The organism is Helicobacter himalayensis, from assembly GCF_001602095.1.
Lineage (GTDB): Bacteria > Campylobacterota > Campylobacteria > Campylobacterales > Helicobacteraceae > Helicobacter_F > Helicobacter_F himalayensis.
In genome coordinates this window covers 1,579,960-1,599,748 of record NZ_CP014991.1, presented here as the reverse complement: position 1 = coordinate 1,599,748, position 19,789 = coordinate 1,579,960, and the positions used below count along the sequence as shown (strand labels likewise).

The window sequence follows — 19,789 nt, the reverse complement described above, 5'->3', positions numbered from 1 at the left end:
ATATAAGGAGCATATATGCCAGATTCTAAAAGTTCCAACCAACGTCACAGAATCCAAGATTCCCTCTCTTTGTTAGGCGCAAAAAATGTGAGCTATCCGCAAACTTACAGCCCGCAAATACTTGAAACTTTTGAAAACAAGCACTCTGAAGTAGATTATTTTGTGAAATTTAATTGTCCAGAATTTACCTCGCTTTGCCCCATCACAGGACAGCCAGACTTCGCTAGTATTTATATTAGCTATATTCCAGCGCTTAAAATGGTGGAATCCAAATCGCTTAAGCTTTATCTCTTCTCATTCCGCAACCACGGGGGTTTCCACGAGGATTGTATAAATATTATTGCTAAGGATTTGATTAAGCTTATGAAGCCAAAATATTTAGAAGTTTGGGGGAAATTTACTCCGCGCGGGGGCATTAGCATTGATCCGTATGCTAATTATGGAATCCCAAATACAAAATATGAGCAAATGGCGCAACATAGGCTTTTAAACCACGATTTGTATCCAGAAAAAATTGATAATCGATAAGGGATTCTAAAATCTCCAAACAGCTTGATAGAATCCACAAATACTCAAGCCTCCAAAAAACGCCAAGTATGAACGCGCAAGTAGAGTTGAGCGGAATTCACTCCCGTGAAGGTGATACACTCATAAGGAATAGATTCTGAAATCCCTTAAATTGTATGCAATTTTTGCAAAGTTGAGCTTGTGCGTGATTTAAAGCACGCACAAAAGTAGTTTAAGGGGTTTAGAACACCACATCGCTCGCGTGGATTTCATCGCTATATGCAGGTGCGAGTGTGCTTTCATACGCTTGGAGCAAAAAACCCTCTTCAATAAGCGCAGAAATTTCAGAATCTAGCCATTCCAACAATTCTTTATTGTCCTTTTTTACCGCTGGCGCGATGACATCATTTTCGCCTAGCTCTTTAATGCCAACTTTAAAGCTTGGATTTTCCTTCGCCCACGCAAAAAGCAAGGTGTTGTCGTGCGCGAGCGCATCGCCTCTGCCGTCTTTTAACGCGCTAAAAGCCTCCGTGTTTTGCTCGAATTTGAGAATCTTTAGATTCGGGAAATTTTTGCTAAAGTAAAAATCCGCTGTCGTGCCTTTATTGACAATTAAAGTTTTGTCTTCAAGCTCCTTGATATCTTCTATTGCGCCATTTTTGCTTACTACGCCCAAAGAGACTTTCATATAAGGCTTTGCAAAATCTACGACTTTTTCGCGTTCAGGCGTTTTTGTGAAGTTTGCCATGATAATATCCACTTTGTTTGAGCGCAAAAATTCCACGCGATTTGCCGCTTCTACAACGATGAATTTTGCCTTCTTTTCATCACCTAGCAAATCCTTTGTAATGCGCTTTGCAAGAATCACATCAAAGCCTGCATTTTCCCCTTGAGAATCAATATAGCCAAATGGTGGCTTATCGCCAAATACACCGATAAACACCTCTTGACGCTGTTTAATACGCTCAAGTGCGCTAACTTCTTGTTTTTTAGAATCTTCGCCACACGCGCTAAAAAATACGCCCATTGTCAAAGCAAACATAATGCCTAGTGTGAATTTAAAGAGTTTTTTCATGAGAATAATCCTTTTATGGTAGAATTTGAGCCTTTTACAAAAGCAAAGGCTTTGAGCGCGTTATTATTCCAAAAAAGGGTAAAAAATATGACAAAATTACTGCAAACTCGAGGAGAAGGCGAAGTTGCAAATACAGAATTTTTGCAGGCGTTATTAAGCCCATCAGCAAGCTTTGGCGGACTTTTTACGCTAGGTTTTGTGCCAAAGATAGATTCTAGCGAGCTAACGCATTTGACAACACTTTCTTACAAAGCACTTTGCAAACGCATTTTTGAACTGCTAGATTTAGGCATTAATGAAGGATTATTAGAATCTGCGCTAAAAAATTATGAAAAATTTGATACTTTTACCGCTACAAATGCTCCGCTTACGCTAAAAAAATATGATGATTACTTGTTTATTTCAGAGCTTTATCACGGACCTACGCGCGCTTTTAAGGATATGGCGTTGCAGCCTTTTGGAAGCATTATTAATAGTTTGGCAAAAGATAATAAGCGTGAGTATCTTATTTTATGCGCGACAAGTGGCGATACGGGACCAGCGACTTTGGAGGCGTTTGCAGATTCTCAAAATGTCAAGGTTGTGTGCTTATATCCACAAAATGGCACTTCAGATGTGCAACGTTTGCAAATGGTGACGCAAAAAAGTGAGAATCTTAAAGTCATAGGCATTGAAGGGGATTTTGATACTGCGCAAAATGCGTTAAAAAATCTTTTGAAAGATGAGGCATTTAAAAGCGCATTGCAGGCAAAAGGCTTGCATCTTAGTGCGGCAAATTCTGTAAATATTGGGCGCGTGGTTTTTCAGATAATCTATCATATTTGGAATTACTGCGAGCTTGTAAGAAGTGGTGAAATCGCGCTTGGTGAAGGCGTGAATGCGATTGTGCCGAGTGGGAATTTTGGCAATATTTTGGGCGCATTTTATGCCAAAAAGCTTGGAATTCCTTTTGCTAAGCTTATAAGCGCATCAAATCCAAATAAGATTCTCTATGAGTTTATAACCACGGGAATCTATAATATCCGCAATCGTGCGCTAATCAAGTCAGATTCCCCAGCGATGGATATTTTGAAGAGTTCAAATGTGGAACGAGTATTGTTTGAGCTTTTTGGTGCAGAACGCACGAGGGAATGTATGCAGGGGCTTGAAAAAGAGGGAATCTATGCGCTTACATCTAGCGAATTGGCGTTGTTGCAGAATGAGTTTGGCGCGAGTTTTTGTGATGATGGCGAGTGTGAGGTGTTGATAAAAGAGGCGTTTTTGCACGGAATGCTAATTGACCCTCACACTGCCTGTGGCATCAAGGCGTATAAGGAGTTTATGAGTGCGCAAGAGTGTGAATCTAAAAGGACAAAATTTGTGCTTTGCTCGACTGCGGAATGGAGTAAATTTGCACCCATTGTGGCAAAGGCACTCAAAAGAGGTTCTAGCACGCAAGATTCTAAAGATTCTAAGGGCTTTGCAATCTTAGATGATAAAGAAGCCATTAATTCTATCCTTGCGGAATGCAAAAAGCTTGGGCACGAAAATGTGGCGTTGCACCCAGAGATTTCGGCGCTATTTGAGAAAAAAATAAGCCAAAATACAAATCTTGGGGTAAGCCAGCTTAAAGAGAGCATTTTACAATGGCTATAAAATCTCGTGAGATTAAAGGGCGATAAATGGAAAAAGGGCTTAAAAATTGGCTTGTGCCCTGTGTAAGCTTTTTTTTATTTTTGTATGCGTTGGCGTTGCTTGGGGTTTATACTTATAGAGATTCTAAAGCTTCACTTTTTGAAGGTGCGCAAAACAGCAAAACAACGAGTGTTGGCGACTTTAAAAAAGAGCTAAACAAATATATCAATTAAAGCTTTAAGAAAAAGAGTTTTAGCCGATTTGAACTTGTTTAGCAAAAATCTAAAAAGCATTTAAATCCATAAAAAAGGACAAAAAGATGATTACAGGCATAAATGCAAATTTCGCAGCGACAAACTCACTGCAAGGCAATAAAGATTTACAACGCGCATATGCGCAAAATGCTGAAACTAGTGAGAACAACACACTTGCAAATGTAGCAAACGCAAGTGCTGATAAAGTAAGCCAAATCAAAGAGCAGATAGCAAATGGTAGTTATAAGCTTGATATGGATAAAACTTCAAGGAAAATGGCACAAGACTTGCTTAACATTTAAAAACTATCCCTTCCGTATATAAGAGCCTGCAAACTCTGTGGTAGGGGTGCTTGGAGGAAATATGTTAGAGCAATATTTACATGGTGCAACGACAGATTTGCAAGAGCTTATCAAACTCACTCAAGATGACATTGCCGATATACAAGTCGCTAATAATGAGGCGATTTTCGCGCGCAATGAGACAAAAAATGCACTTATTAAATCTTTTGAACAAAAAAAATCCCTTATGCAGCAAGAAATGCACCAGCTTTTACAAGATAATCCGCAAAAAGAGCTTGCTGATTTGCTTTCACCAGAAGTCGATACGGGGCTAGATTCTATGCGTAATGCGCTCAAAGAGCTTAAAAGGCTTAATAGTGCGTATGCGCAAAGTGTATATGCGGTTTCAGAATTTTACACTTCTTTGCTTATGCGTCTTGTGCCACACGAGGAAAATGGTTATGGTAAGAGCAGGGCATCAAGTCAGCTTTTACAAACCAAAGCTTAAGGAAAAGGTAAATGGGCGGAATTCTCTCTTCTCTTAACACCTCCTACACCGGCTTGCAAGCTCATCAGGTGATGGTAGATGTAACGGGAAATAATATCTCAAATGCAAGCGATGAATTTTACAGCAGACAAAAAGTAGTCGTGCGCCCAGAGCGCCCAATATACCACCAAGACTACAATCTTGGGCGTGGTGTAAGCATCGAGACAATCGCTAGAATCCACGATGAATTTGTATTCTCGCGCTATCGCAAGGCAAATGAGGAAGCGCAGTTTTATGATACACATTTTACTTTTTTGCGTGAAGCAAGTGCGTTTTTCCCAGAAATCGATGGTGTGGGAATCTACAATGATTTAGAGCAGTATTTTAACTCGTGGAAGGATTTAGCCAAAAATTCTAGTGACCCAGCTCAAAAGCAAGTCTTAGCAAAAGATGCCAGAACGCTTACCCAAAATATCGCAGACACGCGCAGACGACTTGAAATCCTGCAAAAAAAGGCAAGTGATGAGCTAGAAGTCGTGGTAAAAGAAGTCAATCAAAATGCCAAAGAAATTGCAGAAATCAATAAAAAACTCAAAGAAATGGAAGATGGCTTAGAGCTCAAGCAAGCAAATGAATTGCGCGATAGACGCGATGAGCTGGAGTTTAACCTTCAAGCACTTATCGGCGCAAATGTGTTTAAAAACCACCTAAGAAGCGATTATGCAATCCACCCTATGCGCGCGGATTTTGATGATGAATATGTGCTAAATATCGGACATGGATTTAATATTGTAGATGGCGCGATGTATCACCCTATCATTTTAAATAAAGAAAATAACGCACAGAATCTTAATCGTGTGTATTTTCAAGGCGATGATTTTAAAACTATTGAAATCACAGAAAAAATCAATCAGGGCAAAGCTGGCTCACTCATCGCGCTGTATAGCTCGGGGGTGGAAGGTACACCAATTGGGAAAATACAAGATTATATCAACCAGCTTGATGTGTTTTCAAAAGGCTTTATCGAAGCGACAAACGCCATTTATGCGCAAAGTGCTTCAAAAGTCGTTAAGAGCGATAAGCTTGATGTGTGGCGCACAACGGCTTTGAGCGATACGAATTATAATATTAAAGAAGGGAGCTTTGATATTATTGTTTATAACACCATAGGCGAGGAGATGGTGCGAAAGACTATTGAGATAAATCGCATCACTTCAATGAACGATGTCGTCAATGCCATAAACGCTAACACCGATGACAATAAAGACAATAATCCGCTTAATGATGTTGATGACTATTTTGAGGCGTCTTTTGATAATGTTTCAAGGGAGTTTGTAATCCAAGCAAAAGACCCTTCAAAGGGGCTGTATATAGCGATTAAAGATAATGGTAGTAATTTCACAGGCGCATTTGGGCTTAATAAATTTTTTGAAGGCTCGAATGCAAGAGATATTGCGCTTAATCGAGAATATGAAAAAGATTCTACTCTTATCCGTCCGTGGCTTGCCCCTGTGAATGGGAATTTTGAAGTGGCAAATATGATGCAGCAGCTTCAATATGAGAATGTGGATTTTTATGTCAATAAATTTGAGAAGAAAAATATGCGTATCACGGAGTTTTTTCAAACGCTCACAGGGCGCGTGGCTACGCAAACAGAATCTACGCAGCGCACAAAAGAGACTAAAGATTCTGTTTTAGCGGCGGTGAAAAAGGAGCATTTGGCGATTTCTCAAGTAAGCATTGATGAGGAGATGGTAAATCTTATCAAATTCCAAGGTGGCTATGCAGCAAATGCTAAAGTGATAACAACCATTGATAGAATGATAGAAACCTTGTTGGGCATTAAACAATGATAGACTTTTGGGCTTTTTATCCCTGTAATTAGCAAAGTAGCCCTTGATGATGCAAAAAGCAGTAAGCAAGATTCTGAAATTAGAGATTTAACAATAAAACTGCGCTTATTACAAGCCCCACGCCTACATAGCCGATAGGCTTTAGCTTTTGCTTAAAAAATATATAGCCCCCAAGCACTGAACCTAGAATCCCAATAGCACCCCATAACGTGTAAGCAATAGGCAATGCAATGCCAAGACTCACTGCATACGCTAAGAGTAAAAACGCCACATCTACAAGCACAAGCGCGCTAATGCCCCAAATAAGATTCTTAAATCCATTAGATTTTTGCAAGCAAAGATTTGCTAGCACATCTAAGATTCCAGAAAATATAATCATCAAAAAACCCATTTATCCCCCAATCTTTAATGCTCTTCGCCAGCGATAATGCAAATAATGCCCACAAAGCCAACGACAATACCAAAATATTGCTGTGTGCTTAAATGTGGATTGAAAAATAAAAAGCTAATTGCTAGCACGCCTACAAGTCCTAGTATTTCCCACACGCTGTATGCCACGCCAAGTGCAATTTGACGCAGTGCTAATGCCATAAAAAAGTAGGAGAAATTCACAAATATAATCATTGTGATTTTCCCATATAGTGGATTTTGCAAAGCCTTTAGCATACTTACGCCACTCACTTCCAAAGCTATGGCTAAGAGCAAAAATACCCACGCTATTTGACGGGACCGCATCGCTTCTCCTAGAATTTTTAAAAGAAATTATAACGTTTTTGTAGAGAGAATCTAAAAACACCAAACAACTTGATAGAATGTAGATTCTCATCAACCAAAAAACACCGAGTATGTATATGAGCCGAAGCGGGATTCACTCCTGCGAGGCGATACAATTTAGGGAATAGATTCTAAAATCTCTCTTATTAGCATAAGAAGTGCGCTCTCACACGCCTGCTTTTGGATACTTGTGCGCGTGCCTTTAAAGCAATAGCGTTCAACCTTTGCGCCTTTATTTTTTGCCTGCACACTTATAAAGACAAGTCCCACAGGCTTTTGCGCACTTCCTCCTAGTGGTCCTGCAATCCCACTTGTCGCAAGCGCAATATCCGCGCCACTTAGCTCTAATGCGCCTTTAGTCATTTGCCCCACGACAGATTCGCTCACCGCGCCAAAAGTCTCCAAACTTTGAGAATCCACCTTAAGCCACTTTTGTTTTATCGCGTTTGCATAGCTTATCACGCCTCCACAAAAAACTTCTGATGCGCCACTAAGTTTGGTAAATTGATACGCCAAAAGCCCACCAGTACAGCTTTCAGCAGTGGTAAGTTTGAGATTTTTAGCTTTTAAGAGGTTAAGCGCGATTTGTGGCAGACTCTCTCCAAAAAGTGCCTTTGAGCCAAAAAGCGCCACGACTTCCGCGCAAAATTCTTTCAATTCAGCGCACAAGCCATTGTGTGCGGTGTTTTTATTTTCACGAACGCAAAGTAGAGAATCTTTCTCCTCCAGTATCACGCCAAAATGCTGTGCTTGCTTTTCAAGCAGAATTTTTGCACTTTGAGAATCCACACCCAATAAAAGCAAATTTATCTCGCGCTTAAATTGTTTCATTTTTTACCTCCGCACAACAAACTTCTAATTTTGAAAGCTATTTTAAGTAGCAACTTTTTGTTAAATGATACCATATCAATTTATTTGAACTACAAGGAGTGAGCATGTCTAAGGAAAAGCAGTTGGTTATCCGCCCAGAGAACGAGCTTGATTTAAAAGAAGTATATAAAGCTAAAAATGGTCGTATGAAAGAGAGTTTCTATGAGCAAGAATTACAAAAACTTCATATTGAATTATGCAAACTGCAAAATTGGGTGAAAAAGCATAATAAAAAAATCGCCATACTTTTTGAAGGGCGCGATGCAGCAGGAAAAGGTGGTACAATCAAGGCATTAAAAGAGCATTTAAATCCTCGTGGTTGTCGCACCGTAGCCCTTCCTAAGCCAAGCGATGTAGAACGCACAGAATGGTATTTCAAACGTTACATTTCAACATTACCAAGCGGTGGGGAAATTGTCTTTTATGATCGTAGCTGGTATAACCGCGCGGGCGTAGAACGCGTGATGGGCTTTTGCTCACAAGAGCAGTATAAGGAGTTTATCACGCAGGTGGCAAATTTGGAGCATATGCTTATCGCAAGTGGGACGATGATTTTCAAATATTTCCTTGATGTGGGGAAAGATGAGCAAAAACGCAGAATCTTGCGTCGCAAAACTGACCCACTTCGTATGTGGAAGCTAAGTTCGATTGATGATAAATCGCTAAGCCTGTGGAATGAATACACTGAAGCATTTGAAAAAATGTTTGCACGCACACATACGCATTTTTGTCCGTGGGTTTTGGTAAATACAAATGATAAAAAGCGCGCAAGACTCAATATCGCGCGTGATTTGCTAAGCAAAATTGATTATGAAGAAAAGGATCAAACGCGCGTGTGTCTTTTGCCTGACCCGCATATTGTGTGGCAGTATTCTGAATACCAACACCACAACGATGACCCAACACAGGAGATTCTAAGGCAGTTTAAAGAACACAAAAAGGCTGAGAAATCCCAAAAGAAAAAAGACAAAAAACTTCAAGCCAAAGAGCAAAAAGAGTCAAAAAAAGAGCTTGCAAAAAGCGGAAAAGATTCTAAACAAAAAGAGCTCAAAGTAGCTAAAGAAAATAAAGAATCTAAAGCAGACCAAGAAAGTAAGGCTAAAGATTTTTAAAAGAGCGCAATAAAATCTCTTAGAAAATCTCACAAACTTGCTTGCCTTATTTCGCTAGGCAAGCAAGCTAAGGGCAAGCGAAATTCTCACTTTTGCAAAGAATATCTATAAGGGATCTAGGCTTTTTAAAACACAAATTTTTCACTCCCACTCTTTGTCCCCTAGCTACCCCTATGCTACCTTTAGATTACTCCCTAAATTGTATCGCCTCGCGAGAGTGAATCCCGCTTCGCCTCCGCCTCTATTCCTTAAAATATATCACTTACAAGAGCAAAGCCCTTATAAGCTCCACTCCGCGCTCATACTTGGCGTTTTTTGGTTGATTGGATTCTAAGATTCTGCAACGCGGTTTTGTGGCTTGAGATTCTTTTTTAGATTCTTCGCTACGCTCAGAACGACAAAGGAGGGGTTTAGAATGACAAGCCTTATTTTTGTCATATTTGCTAGTGAGGGTGAAATCCTTGCGGATTGCACCAGCAAAAGCGAAATATCTTAGCTTTTAATCTTAGGGAAAAGCAATGCACGATTTTACCCAAAAATTATATAATGCGAGGCTTCTTAAGAGTTATTCTGACTTTTAAGAGAAAGTGAGAAACTCACTAACCTTGCCACCATTTGCGCACAAAATTGGTAGGATTGCAATGTTGCGAAATTGCAAGATTCTATGGGATTTATGGATTTTATGGGATTTGGTTTATAAGGACAGATTTATGCAGACATTTTTTATTAAAAACCTAGATTGCGCCTCTTGTGCTGCAAAGATTGAAAAAGAGTTAAAAAATGCACCCGGTGTGCGCGAAGTAAAGCTTTCTTTTGCGCTTAATACCTTGCAAATTGATTGCGATGATATAGAATCTATAAAAGCACTTATCGCGCGTTTAGAGCCAGATGTAACTTTGAGCGCGAAAAAAGAGAAGACCTATTTTTTTAATAAGCAATTTTTCTTGCTTCTTGTCTTAGTGACGTTGTTTTTGGTGTCACTTTGGGTGTTTCATTATATTGAAGGCGCGCAGAATTATGAAATATTTTTTCGTATTTTTTGGGTTGGAATCTACCTCATAAGCGGGCGTAATGTGTTTTTTGGTACGTTGCGGAGCTTTAAGAAAAAAGAGTTTTTTGATGAAAATGTGCTTATGTTAAGCGCGTCCATTGCGGCATTTTGCATTGGTGAGTGGGAAGAGGCGGTAAGTATTATGCTGTTTTTTTCTGCGGGGGAATATCTGCAAGATGTGAGTGTGAAAAAGTCAAAAGATACGATAAACGCCGCTACTTTAGACCAGACAACCATTGCGCATAAAATTGATGGTGAGCAGACCATAGACATTGACCCAAAGGAGCTAAAAGTAGGCGATGAAATCGTGTTGTATGCGGGGGAAATGCTACCTTGTGATAGCACGCTTTTAGAATCTAGCGCGAGTTTTAACTGCGCGGCAATTAGCGGGGAATCTCTACCTTGTGATTTTAGTAAGGATTCTGAAGTGCTTTCTGGCTCTATTGCGCTAGGAAGTGCGATAAGGCTTAGAATCTTACGCCCTTTTGAAAAAAGTCAAATCGCTAAAATTACCGAGCTTATCACAAATGCTTCCTCGCAAAAATCTTATACAGAAAATTTCATCACTACTTTCGCGCGCTATTACACGCCTATCGTGCTTGCGCTTGCTGTGCTTATTGCGATTATCCCGCCACTTGTGTTTGAGAAATCTTTTGAAGAGTGTATTCACCGCGCGCTTGTGGTGTTGATGGTAAGTTGTCCTTGCGCGCTTGTGGTATCTGTGCCGATTGGCTACTTTGGGGGACTAAGTGCAGCGAGCAAAAATGGTGCGCTTTTAAAAGGTTCAAACTACCTTGAAGCACTAAGCAAGCTTTCTCTCATTGCGTTTGATAAAACCGGCACGCTCACAAAGGGTGTTTTTAAAGTGATTGATATTATTCCTGCTCAAGGTTATAGTAAAAATGATGTTTTGCATTACGCCCTATGCGCGCATAATCTCTCAAATCACCCCATCGCGCAATCTATTAAAAGCGTGTATGAGGAGCTTTCCCACACACATCATATGAGCGAGTATGAGGAGCTTTCTGGGCTTGGTGTGCGCGCTGTGTGTGATAGTCACGAGATAATTGCAGGAAATGATAAGATTTTGCATAAATTTAATATCTTGCATAATACCTGCCATGTGGAAGGAAGCGTGATACATATTAGCGTGGATAAAAACTATTTGGGTTATATTTTAATCGCTGATGAGCTCAAAAATGACGCGATAGAAGCGTTATGCGAGCTTAAAAATATGGGGATAGAATGCGTGATGTTAAGTGGCGATGGAGAGTATCCCTGCGAAATGGCGGCAAGAAAGCTTGGTTGTGAATATTATCATTCCTTGCTACCGCAGGATAAGTCAAGGATTTTTTCTGAATTAAAAGCGCGCGCTCAAAGTAAAGGTAAAGTTGCCTTTGTAGGTGATGGAATCAATGATGCGCCCACTTTGGCACTCGCTGATGTTGGAATTGCTATGGGCGGTGGAAGCGATATAAGTCATCAAAATGCTGATGTGATTTTGCTAAATGATTCTCTTAATACGCTTTTAAAAAGCATAAAAATCGCCAAGAAGACAAAAATTATCATTTATCAAAATATCATTTTCGCACTTGCGCTCAAAGGTGTGTTTATCGTGCTTGGGCTTTTTGGCTTGGCAAATATTTGGGAGGCGGTTTTTGCCGATGTGGGCGTGGCGTTGATAGCTTTGGCAAATGCAATGCGATGTTTGAGATTATAACATTGTCAAACAAGGCGATAAAATCTTAGATTCTGCACGCGATTTGGTGACTTTAGATTCTTCGTCTAAAGGCTCAGAATGAGAAAGGGAGGTTTTAGAATGATAAAAGAGGGCTTTGTCATATTGAGGTTTTTGCGTAGCAAAAGCCGAAATATCTAGTTTTTGGATTCTTCGCTATCCTCGTGTAATCCAAAGGATTTCATCCTCACTAGCAAATATGACATTAAAATTTATTTTTAAGTAAAGAATTGGCACAATCACGCCCGAAAGTTTTTAAGCTTTCAAAAAATCTTTTTGTAGGAGTAGGACAATGAAAAAGGTTCTAGTAAGCTTAGCTCTAGCAGGCACATTGGTAAGTGGCGCATTGGCTGCGGCAAACTCAAAGTAGGTTGTGGTCTTGGGTCATACTTGATTGACAAAAAAGGGCTTGTTTGGAATGTTTTACAATTTACAACAAACACAACTCTTTTTTTCAATCAAACTTTTGGTATCACTTCAGGAACGCTTGGTTGTAAATATGAAGGTATCGTAATGGATACACGCACACAAGAATTTGTGGCTTCAAATATGGACCAACTTTCTAAAGAAATTGCGCAAGGCAAAGGCGAGTCGCTTGATACTTTAGTAGAGCTTCTAAAAATCGAAGATAAAGAAGGCTTCAAAGTAGCATTACAAGAAAACTACAACAAACTTTACGCAAGCAAAGACGCTCAAATGGCTGATGTGCTAGGTGGCGTAGCTACACTTTAATTTTTTTAAAAGCCCTTATTTGCAAAATGGGGGCTTTTACACACTGCTTTTAAACAATGATGAAATTTTCCCAATTCTTTTTTCTTTGTTCCATTATCCCACTGCTGGCAGATTCTCAAAACATAAACCAACGCGATAAAACCCCAAAATCTTATCAACCAAAAAACGTGGAGTATGAGCGCGTAGCGGAGGCGAAGCGGGATTCACTCTTGCGAGAGGATACCATTAATGGAATAGATTTTTCAATCAACAAAGCCCTTGCGCTTAAGCTTGCAGATTCTAAGCAATGGCGCGATTTGCTCCATTTTGGGAGGTGGGAGAGCGAGATTGATTCGCTAGAATTTTTTTATGCACCAAATGGCAAAAAGGACGCAGAATCTGAGCTTATCGCTACTATCAAGGCATTTTATACGCCAATAGATTTGGTAGAAGTGCCAAAGGATTTTGAAGAAAAAGTTTCAAAAACAAATGCGCTTTTGGATTCTGCGGTTACTTCACTACCACGTCGTTCAGCAAAAAAGCAAGATTATCACGCGATTTGTCGCTTTCCAGCGCGCTTTTTTTATCTGAATTCTGTTTTGAATTTTGAGAATCTTCCGCAAGTAGAATGCGAGGAATTCCACCAAATGCGCGATTATGTCAATCCAAAAAGTGCCACGCTTATTTTTCCTTCCGCACATATCAACTCGCCTGCTTCGATGTTTGGGCATACATTTTTACTGCTAAATTCCGGGTTTAACTCGCGCTTACTCTCTTTTGCAATCAATTATCAAGCCGCTGCTGATGAGAAAAGTGAAAATGGTCTTGCGTTTGCATATAAAGGCTTGTTGGGCTTTTATGAGGGGCGTTACTCGATTTTGCCTTATTATGACAAGATTAAAGAATATCGGGATTCTGAAAATCGCGATATTTGGGAGTTTGACTTAAACCTTACAATTGAGGAAATCGCGCAAATGTATCGGCATATTTGGGAGCTTGGTGATGTGTGGGCGTGGTATTATTTTTTTGATGAAAACTGCTCGTATAATATGTTGTGGTTGCTTGAAGTCGCGCGCCCAAGCCTAAATTTACGCAAAAAATTTGTTTATCAAGTCAATCCACCTGAAACACTGCATATTATTAATGAGGCGGGATTGATTGAAAAAGAGACTTTTCGCCCTAGCAAGCGCACCAAACTGCTTGAGTATGAACGCTATATGAGTTTTGGTGATGTGAGAAAGGCAAAGAAAATAGCATTAGGGAAAATTGAGCCTGAAACCATAGCGCAAGATTCTGTGTTATCTCTTAGTCAAAAGCAATTTATTTTGGAATCTAGCATTGAAATGAGTGAGTATTGGTATATGAAAGGCAAGCTTGAAAAGGAGCAATACACCGATATTGCGCATAAAAGCGCGCTAGAGCGTAGTAATCTAGGTGCAAGCACTGCACTAGAGCCGCCCTTGCCTAGCTCACCGCTAAAGGCAAATCAAGGCTTGCGTTTAAGTCCGATGTATTTTTATCACACAGGATTTAATTCTCATAATGCGCGTAATGCTACAAATGCGCTGGGGCTTGATTTTCGCTTGACTTACCACGATATTACGGATAATGATTTGGGGTATTTGAAAGGTGCGCAAATTGAATTTTTAAAAGTCTTAGCCTATGCGGGGTTAGATTCTAAAAACAATCAAATTTTACAAATCCATCAAGCCACTTTGTTGTCTATTGGTTCATTTGCGGGTGTGAGCAAATTTTTCACACCATTTTCTTACAGAATGGATTTGGGTGCTTCAAGGCAGTTTTTAACTCCACATTTGCGCGCTTATGCATCCTTTGGTGGGGGCGTGTCAAAAAATATTGGGCGCAATTCGTATGCCTACTATCTCTTTGAGCCAACTTTTTATTTTAATGCCAAAAATAAAGCAGATTTTTTGCTCGCAAATGTGCTTGGGTTTTCGCTTTCAAATGATGCACGTTTGAAATTTAATACAGAATATAAATTTAGGGCTTATGGTTTGCGCACTTTTGGACATTATGTTACTTTGAGCGCGTCAGTCAATCTTATCCATAATCTAGGGCTTTTCACAACTTTGGAATATAATCTTGTGCCAAATGATTACACTTCCACACTTTCAATTCAAAGTGGCGCGAGAATCTACTTTTAAAATTTTTTGCTTTCAAAAGTTGTTAAGAAAAAGGGATTCACTTGGGAGTTTGTTTTGCGAGCGTATTTGTGAGAGAAGCTAGGGGTTTTTCCCTAGCTTTTTTAAGACTTTTAAGATTAGTTAAGAAGTCTTAGGATATTTTGTTGCACTGCGTTTGCTTGTGAAAGCGCGTAGCTACCAGATTGAGCAAGGATATTAAGCTTACTAAATTCTGTGCTTTCAGCTGCAAAATCCACTTCGCGGATTTGAGATTCAGCGGCTTTGACATTAACTTGAGTAACACTAATGTTATTTACTGTGCTTACCATTTGTCCTTGGACAGAACCTAAGTCAGCGCGTATTTTATCAAGGATTTTTGTAGCAGATTCTGCAATGTCCATTACCACCATCGCACCACGTAAGCTTGTTACACCAGCACCAAGACCTCTTTCTTCATCTGCAAATACTTGATTGAAGTTACCACCAGCAGCAGAGCGGACATCTGCGCCAAAAGAGCCTGTAACTTCACGGAGATTAACTGTGGTTTCAGCCACATTTTGATCTTCTTTATAACCTGTGGCGCTTATACCAGTGCCACTCACGAGAATATCTCTTGCATCTGTGCGCACAAGTGAAAGACGACCAAGATTCATAGAGCCACCTGTTACTGCGCCGTTTGCATCAACTTGCCCTGTAATATCTTGTCCGCCATTAACTTTCTCAATAGCAAGCGCACCTTGATTTTGTCCTTGTCCTCCTTGTTGTCCTGCACCGGGTTGATTTACCGCACCTGTTGAGACAAAGCTAATACCGCGTCCATCTGTGCTACGTAGATTTAAGCGACCAAGATTGTCTGTGTAGGCTTCCACACCTGTATCTTGAGTAGCAGCATTGATTGCTTGCACCAAGCGCCCATCGCTGTCATTATCTCTAATGTCGATAATATCACCAATTGTTATGCCATTCAATACCACGCCACCAAGTGACCCAGCTTTAATTGCCTCATCTGAAGTGGTGATAACATTTGCTTGTGCGCGGACACCTGTTTTATCAGAGTTTTTGTTAATAACTTCTGCAAGGTTTCCTAAACCTGTGCCTGCTGAAGTAGAGATTTTTACAGATTCTAGCTCGACATCATTGACACCATCAACATTGATGAATTTCATTTTCACTTCACCTGTTGCGGTTACATTCTGACCTGTTTCAATACGCACTTGACCGATTTTATCAGAAGTTGTTGAGCCAATAGATGCTTTAATAGTTTGGTTAGAATACGCACCCACCTGGAATTCTTTATTAGAGAATGCACCAGAAAGCAATGCTTGTCCGTTGTAAGTGGTTGTGTTACCAATATTATCAAGCCCCTCAATAAGTCTTTTAATGTCAGCTTGGATTGCTTGACGAGATTGTGTTGTTTGTCCATCTTGTGCTGCTTGCACGGCTTTTACCTTGATTGTATCAAGGATTTTAAGTTGCTCATCCATTGCTTTATCGGCAATTTGGATAATACCCATACCATCATTTGTGTTTCTGATTGCTTGTCCTAATGCGCTAGCTTGACTTCTCAAACTATCAGCAATCGTCATACCTGATGCGTCATCTGCTGCTTTGTTGATTCTTAAACCTGAGCTTAATTTTTCCAAAGAACTCTTTAAGTTGTTTTGTGTGAAAACCCCTTGCACATGTGAGTTAAGTGCATTGATGTTTGTATTGACTTGGAAAGCCATGTGTTACTCCTTGTAGTTATTCCTTCGCGTCCTTGCGATAGGTTGAAAGTTAAATCGGAAAGTCGCGAAAAACTTTAATACTTTTTTGGTAGAATTTGCTTGAAAATCTAAACAAAAAGGCTTATGAAATGAATACGAAGCGCATTGAGTTTATCAATCTCAAAGCCCAATACAGCGCCTATAAAGCGGATATAGATTCTCATATGGTGGAAGTTTTAGAATCTAGCAGTTATATTTTAGGCAAAAGTGTGCAAGAGCTAGAATCTAATCTTGCGAAGTTTGTAGGAAGTACGTATGCAAGGGCGATTTCTAGTGGGACAGATTCTTTATTGGTGGCACTTATGGCACTTGGTATCACACGCGGTGATGAGGTGATTACAACGCCTTTTACTTTTATCGCCACAGCCGAGATGATAGCACTACTTGGCGCAAAGCCGGTGTTTGTGGATATTGATGAGCGCACTTATAATATTGACCCAAAAAAAATCGAAGAAGCAATCACGCCACAAACCAAAGCCATAATCCCTGTAAGCTTGTATGGCTTGCCAGCGGATATGGACAGGATTAATGAAATCGCTAAAACGCATAATCTCGCAGTAATTGAAGATGCGTGCCAGAGCTTTGGTGCGCTTTATAAAGGGCGCAAAAGTTGCAATTTAGGTAAGGAAGGTGTTGTGAGTATTGGCGTGACAAGCTTTTTTCCTTCAAAACCGCTTGGGTGTTATGGCGATGGCGGGGCGATATTTTGCAATGATAAAGAGCTAGATTCTAAAATCGCTTCAATCCTTAATCACGGGCAAATTGGGCGCTATGTACATAAATATATCGGGCTTAATGCGAGGCTAGATTCCTTGCAGTGTGCGGTATTGAATGCAAAACTCAAATATTTTGAATCTGAACTTGCTACGCGCCAGATTCTAGCAAAGCGTTATAATGAAGGCTTTGCGCCTCTAAACTTGCCAGAATCTGCTTTCTTGGAATCCACGCAAAAAAGCCCGCCCGCGCAAAGCAGCATTTCCGCGCAAAGTGCAGATTCTAATCCGCGCCTTATTTTGCCTTTTGTGCCAAATAACTGCGTGAGTGTGTATGCGCAGTATTCCTTGCGTTTGGTAGATTCCAAAGATTTTAACCAAAGCGCGCCACTTGATGAAACTGCACTCAAAAATCGCGCGCAAAAAAGAGAAACTTTCCTCAATGCGCTCAACGCTAAAGGTATCCCAACAGCCGTGCATTATCCTATCCCACTGCATTTACAAGAATCTTTGCGCTATCTTGATTATAAACTCGGCGATTTCCCAATCAGCGAGAAAATCTCAAGCGAAATTTTCTCGCTTCCTTTTAGCGCGTTTCTCACGCACGAGGAGCAAGACTACATTATAGAAACGTTAGATTCTCAAATTCACAAACTTTAGAAAGGCAATTTCTTATGGAAAATAAACTTGTAAAAATCGGTTTGCTAGGCATTGGCAAGATGGGGCAAAACCACTTGCGAAATCTCGATATGCTAAAAAATGTCGAAGTAAGCTTTATCTATGACGCAAATGTTGAGCTTTTGCAAAGAACTGCCAAAGAGTTTGGAATCTACGCACTTAAAGGCGATAGTGAGCTAGAGGACGCGCTTAAGGCAAGCGATGGCGTGATTATCGTGACGCCGACATTTACGCATTTTGACTATATTCAAAAAGTGAGTAGCCATATCAAAAATATCTTTGTCGAAAAGCCCCTAACCGATACGCTTGATACGACTGAAATTATCGTCAATGCTGCAAAAACAAAGAATCTCAATATCCAAGTGGGCTTTATCGAGCGCTATAATCCTGCGATTTGTGCGTTGCAAGAATTGCTAAAAAACTCAAAGCGAATTTTTAATATCGATTTGACACGCACAAATAAGATGAGCAACCGCATCACAGATGTTGATGTAGTGATGGATTTGATGATACACGATATTGATTTGAGTTTGCTTTTTAACGGGGCTGCTGAAAAGATAGAAGCTCACGGCGTGGTGATAAATGGTATGATAGAATACGCGCGCGCGATGATAACGCACGCAAATGGCGCATTTAGCACCATCACAGCCTCACGCGTTACAGAGAAGAGAATCCGCCAAATAAGCGTAACTTGCGAAGATATGTATGTGGATTGCAATCTTTTAAGCAAAGAAGTGCTTGTAAATAAGCAAACTATTGAGCAACATTTGCATAATATCTCAATTTCAAGTCGGAGTGAATCTATCGAAGTGCGCCCGCAAGAAGCGCTACTTTTGGAATTGCTAGATTTTGCAAATATGTGTCGCAGTGGCAAAAGTAGCCCAAAAGCACCAAATGAAAATGATGGCAAAAACGCTATGCTTGTGGCAAATAAGATACAAAATCTTATAGCCCCCTCTCGTGGTAACTAAGCACATAATATAAAAATAACACAACGATAAGTTTTAAAAAAATAGGAGAAAAAAAGTGAGTGCTCAAAATGAAATTTTTCTTTGCAGTATTTGTAATGTGACTTCTGGAAATTGCGCGGAGGACTGCAAATATTGCACGCAAAGTGCGAAATACAACACGCAAATTGCAACTTATAAAAACAAACCGATTGAAAGAATCTTACAAGAAGCAAGGACATTAAAAGAATATGGCGCGCTTGGATTTTGTCTAGTGACTTCTGGGCGCGGGCTAGATTCTCATAAATGCGAATATATCGCAAAAGCCGCAAGTGCGATAAAAGAAGCAGATTTAGGCTTACATATTATCGCGTGCTGTGGGCGTGCGGATTTAGATTCTCTAAAATATCTCAAAAAAAATGGCGTGGATAGCTACAACCACAATTTAGAGACTTCAAAGAACTTTTTCCCGCAAGTGTGTAGTACGCACACTTGGAATGAGCGTTTTGAAACCTGCGAAAATACACTAAAAGCTGAGCTTGGGCTTTGTAGTGGCGGGATTTTTGGGCTAGGGGAGAGCTGGAGCGATAGGATTGATATGCTAAAAACCTTGCAGATTCTCACTCCGCATTCAAGTCCGATAAATTTTTTTATCGCAAATCCAAACTTGCCACTTTCCGCGCAAAAGCTCACCAAAGAAGAGGCGCTAGAATGTGTGGTGCTAGCGCGCGAGTTTTTGCCAAATACGCGTTTGATGATAGCAGGCGGAAGGGAGCATATTTTTGGTGAGGAGCAAAAGGCATTGTTTGAATGCGGGATAAATGCCGTAGTGCTGGGCGATTATCTTACCACGCAGGGTGAGACGCCTAAAAAAGATGTAGAGCGCATTCTTTCTTATGGCTATGTTGCTGCTACGAGTTGCCATTAAATAGGTGCAGTTATTTAAAAACATTTGGTAGAGTGCTCGAAATTTCCCCTAAGCAAAGTTGTGTTGAAAAGGCATTTTAAAAAGCTCTTGTTATGCGCATTTTTGCTCTGTGCGCAAGGTTTTGGCTTGGAAGCTAAAAGCGGATTCTATGGCGAGGCAAGTTTCAATTCAGGCTACTTTTATCACGCAAATAGCAACGCAAGCGCAATCCCTAGTGGCATTGGCTTTGAACTTGGTTCTACTAAGTTATAAGCTTAGTAAAGAGTTTGTATTAAGCCATATCTAT

At 40.2% G+C, this 19,789-nt stretch carries 19 protein-coding genes; 14 read left to right on the top strand and 5 right to left on the bottom strand.

The window, feature by feature from the left end; genetic code table 11:
• Nucleotides 1-15 precede the first annotated feature (15 nt).
• Entirely contained in the window at nt 16-528 is a 513-nt protein-coding gene (gene queF / locus A3217_RS07640) for a preQ(1) synthase (RefSeq protein ID WP_066389311.1), read from the top strand.
• A gap of 220 nt (nt 529-748) precedes the next feature.
• Here the strand turns inward: queF and A3217_RS07635 are convergent, their stop codons facing one another.
• Nucleotides 749-1,582 (bottom strand): cysteine ABC transporter substrate-binding protein, encoded by an 834-nt coding sequence (locus tag A3217_RS07635; protein WP_066389310.1) that lies wholly within the window; start codon nt 1,580-1,582, stop codon nt 749-751.
• Nucleotides 1,583-1,669: 87 nt separating this feature from the next.
• On the opposite strand from A3217_RS07635, the gene thrC reads away from it, so the two are divergent.
• The 5 genes from thrC (at nt 1,670) to flgK (ending at nt 6,071) form a co-directional block, all read left to right on the top strand.
• Nucleotides 1,670-3,217, top strand: a complete 1,548-nt coding sequence (gene thrC / locus A3217_RS07630; RefSeq protein ID WP_066389803.1) for a threonine synthase — start codon at nt 1,670-1,672, stop codon at nt 3,215-3,217.
• Between the two features lie 26 nt (nt 3,218-3,243).
• Complete coding sequence (locus A3217_RS07625) at nt 3,244-3,429, top strand: hypothetical protein (protein ID WP_066389309.1); 186 nt, start codon at nt 3,244-3,246, stop codon at nt 3,427-3,429.
• Nucleotides 3,430-3,515: 86 nt separating this feature from the next.
• Nucleotides 3,516-3,752 (top strand): flagellar biosynthesis anti-sigma factor FlgM, encoded by a 237-nt coding sequence (locus tag A3217_RS07620; RefSeq protein ID WP_066389308.1) that lies wholly within the window; start codon nt 3,516-3,518, stop codon nt 3,750-3,752.
• 61 nt (nt 3,753-3,813) lie between these two features.
• Complete coding sequence (locus A3217_RS07615) at nt 3,814-4,239, top strand: hypothetical protein (RefSeq protein ID WP_066389306.1); 426 nt, start codon at nt 3,814-3,816, stop codon at nt 4,237-4,239.
• An 11-nt stretch (nt 4,240-4,250) separates the two neighbouring features.
• Nucleotides 4,251-6,071 carry a flagellar hook-associated protein FlgK gene (flgK, locus tag A3217_RS07610; protein ID WP_066389305.1) on the top strand — a complete coding sequence of 607 codons (1,821 nt, stop codon included), beginning with the start codon at nt 4,251-4,253 and terminating at the stop codon, nt 6,069-6,071.
• A 79-nt stretch (nt 6,072-6,150) separates the two neighbouring features.
• Here flgK and A3217_RS07605 read toward each other — a convergent pair whose 3' ends face one another.
• The 3 genes from A3217_RS07605 to A3217_RS07595 all read right to left on the bottom strand — a co-directional run bounded on the left by A3217_RS07605 (nt 6,151) and on the right by A3217_RS07595 (nt 7,676).
• On the bottom strand, nt 6,151-6,462 hold the full coding sequence (locus A3217_RS07605) for a DMT family transporter (RefSeq protein ID WP_066389304.1): 312 nt from the start codon (nt 6,460-6,462) through the stop codon (nt 6,151-6,153).
• A gap of 14 nt (nt 6,463-6,476) precedes the next feature.
• Nucleotides 6,477-6,806, bottom strand: coding sequence for a DMT family transporter (locus A3217_RS07600; protein WP_066389302.1), 330 nt, complete (start codon nt 6,804-6,806; stop codon nt 6,477-6,479).
• A 156-nt stretch (nt 6,807-6,962) separates the two neighbouring features.
• Complete coding sequence (locus A3217_RS07595) at nt 6,963-7,676, bottom strand: CinA family protein (protein ID WP_082807918.1); 714 nt, start codon at nt 7,674-7,676, stop codon at nt 6,963-6,965.
• A 104-nt stretch (nt 7,677-7,780) separates the two neighbouring features.
• On the opposite strand from A3217_RS07595, the gene ppk2 reads away from it, so the two are divergent.
• The 4 genes from ppk2 to A3217_RS07575 all read left to right on the top strand — a co-directional run bounded on the left by ppk2 (nt 7,781) and on the right by A3217_RS07575 (nt 14,492).
• Nucleotides 7,781-8,827 (top strand): polyphosphate kinase 2, encoded by a 1,047-nt coding sequence (gene ppk2 / locus A3217_RS07590; RefSeq protein ID WP_066389299.1) that lies wholly within the window; start codon nt 7,781-7,783, stop codon nt 8,825-8,827.
• A 710-nt stretch (nt 8,828-9,537) separates the two neighbouring features.
• The gene (locus A3217_RS07585; RefSeq protein ID WP_066389293.1) at nt 9,538-11,598 is read left to right on the top strand and encodes a heavy metal translocating P-type ATPase; all 2,061 of its coding nucleotides are present in this window, start codon (nt 9,538-9,540) and stop codon (nt 11,596-11,598) included.
• Nucleotides 11,599-12,006: 408 nt separating this feature from the next.
• On the top strand, nt 12,007-12,348 hold the full coding sequence (locus tag A3217_RS07580; RefSeq protein WP_231860228.1) for a DUF3015 family protein: 342 nt from the start codon (nt 12,007-12,009) through the stop codon (nt 12,346-12,348).
• 56 nt (nt 12,349-12,404) lie between these two features.
• Nucleotides 12,405-14,492, top strand: coding sequence for an Lnb N-terminal periplasmic domain-containing protein (locus A3217_RS07575; protein ID WP_156471894.1), 2,088 nt, complete (start codon nt 12,405-12,407; stop codon nt 14,490-14,492).
• 116 nt (nt 14,493-14,608) lie between these two features.
• Here the strand turns inward: A3217_RS07575 and A3217_RS07570 are convergent, their stop codons facing one another.
• Nucleotides 14,609-16,198 carry a flagellin A gene (locus A3217_RS07570; RefSeq protein ID WP_066389291.1) on the bottom strand — a complete coding sequence of 530 codons (1,590 nt, stop codon included), beginning with the start codon at nt 16,196-16,198 and terminating at the stop codon, nt 14,609-14,611.
• A gap of 128 nt (nt 16,199-16,326) precedes the next feature.
• Here A3217_RS07570 and A3217_RS07565 point away from each other — a divergent pair, with 128 nt between their 5' ends.
• The 4 genes from A3217_RS07565 to A3217_RS09565 all read left to right on the top strand — a co-directional run bounded on the left by A3217_RS07565 (nt 16,327) and on the right by A3217_RS09565 (nt 19,755).
• Entirely contained in the window at nt 16,327-17,610 is a 1,284-nt protein-coding gene (locus A3217_RS07565) for a DegT/DnrJ/EryC1/StrS family aminotransferase (protein WP_066389289.1), read from the top strand.
• 14 nt (nt 17,611-17,624) lie between these two features.
• On the top strand, nt 17,625-18,599 hold the full coding sequence (locus tag A3217_RS07560; RefSeq protein WP_066389288.1) for a Gfo/Idh/MocA family protein: 975 nt from the start codon (nt 17,625-17,627) through the stop codon (nt 18,597-18,599).
• 55 nt (nt 18,600-18,654) lie between these two features.
• A complete protein-coding gene (locus A3217_RS07555) occupies nt 18,655-19,503 on the top strand; it encodes a biotin synthase (protein ID WP_066389286.1) in 849 nt (282 codons plus the stop codon).
• Nucleotides 19,504-19,629: 126 nt separating this feature from the next.
• Nucleotides 19,630-19,755, top strand: coding sequence for a hypothetical protein (locus tag A3217_RS09565; protein ID WP_257722270.1), 126 nt, complete (start codon nt 19,630-19,632; stop codon nt 19,753-19,755).
• Nucleotides 19,756-19,789: the final 34 nt, after the last annotated feature.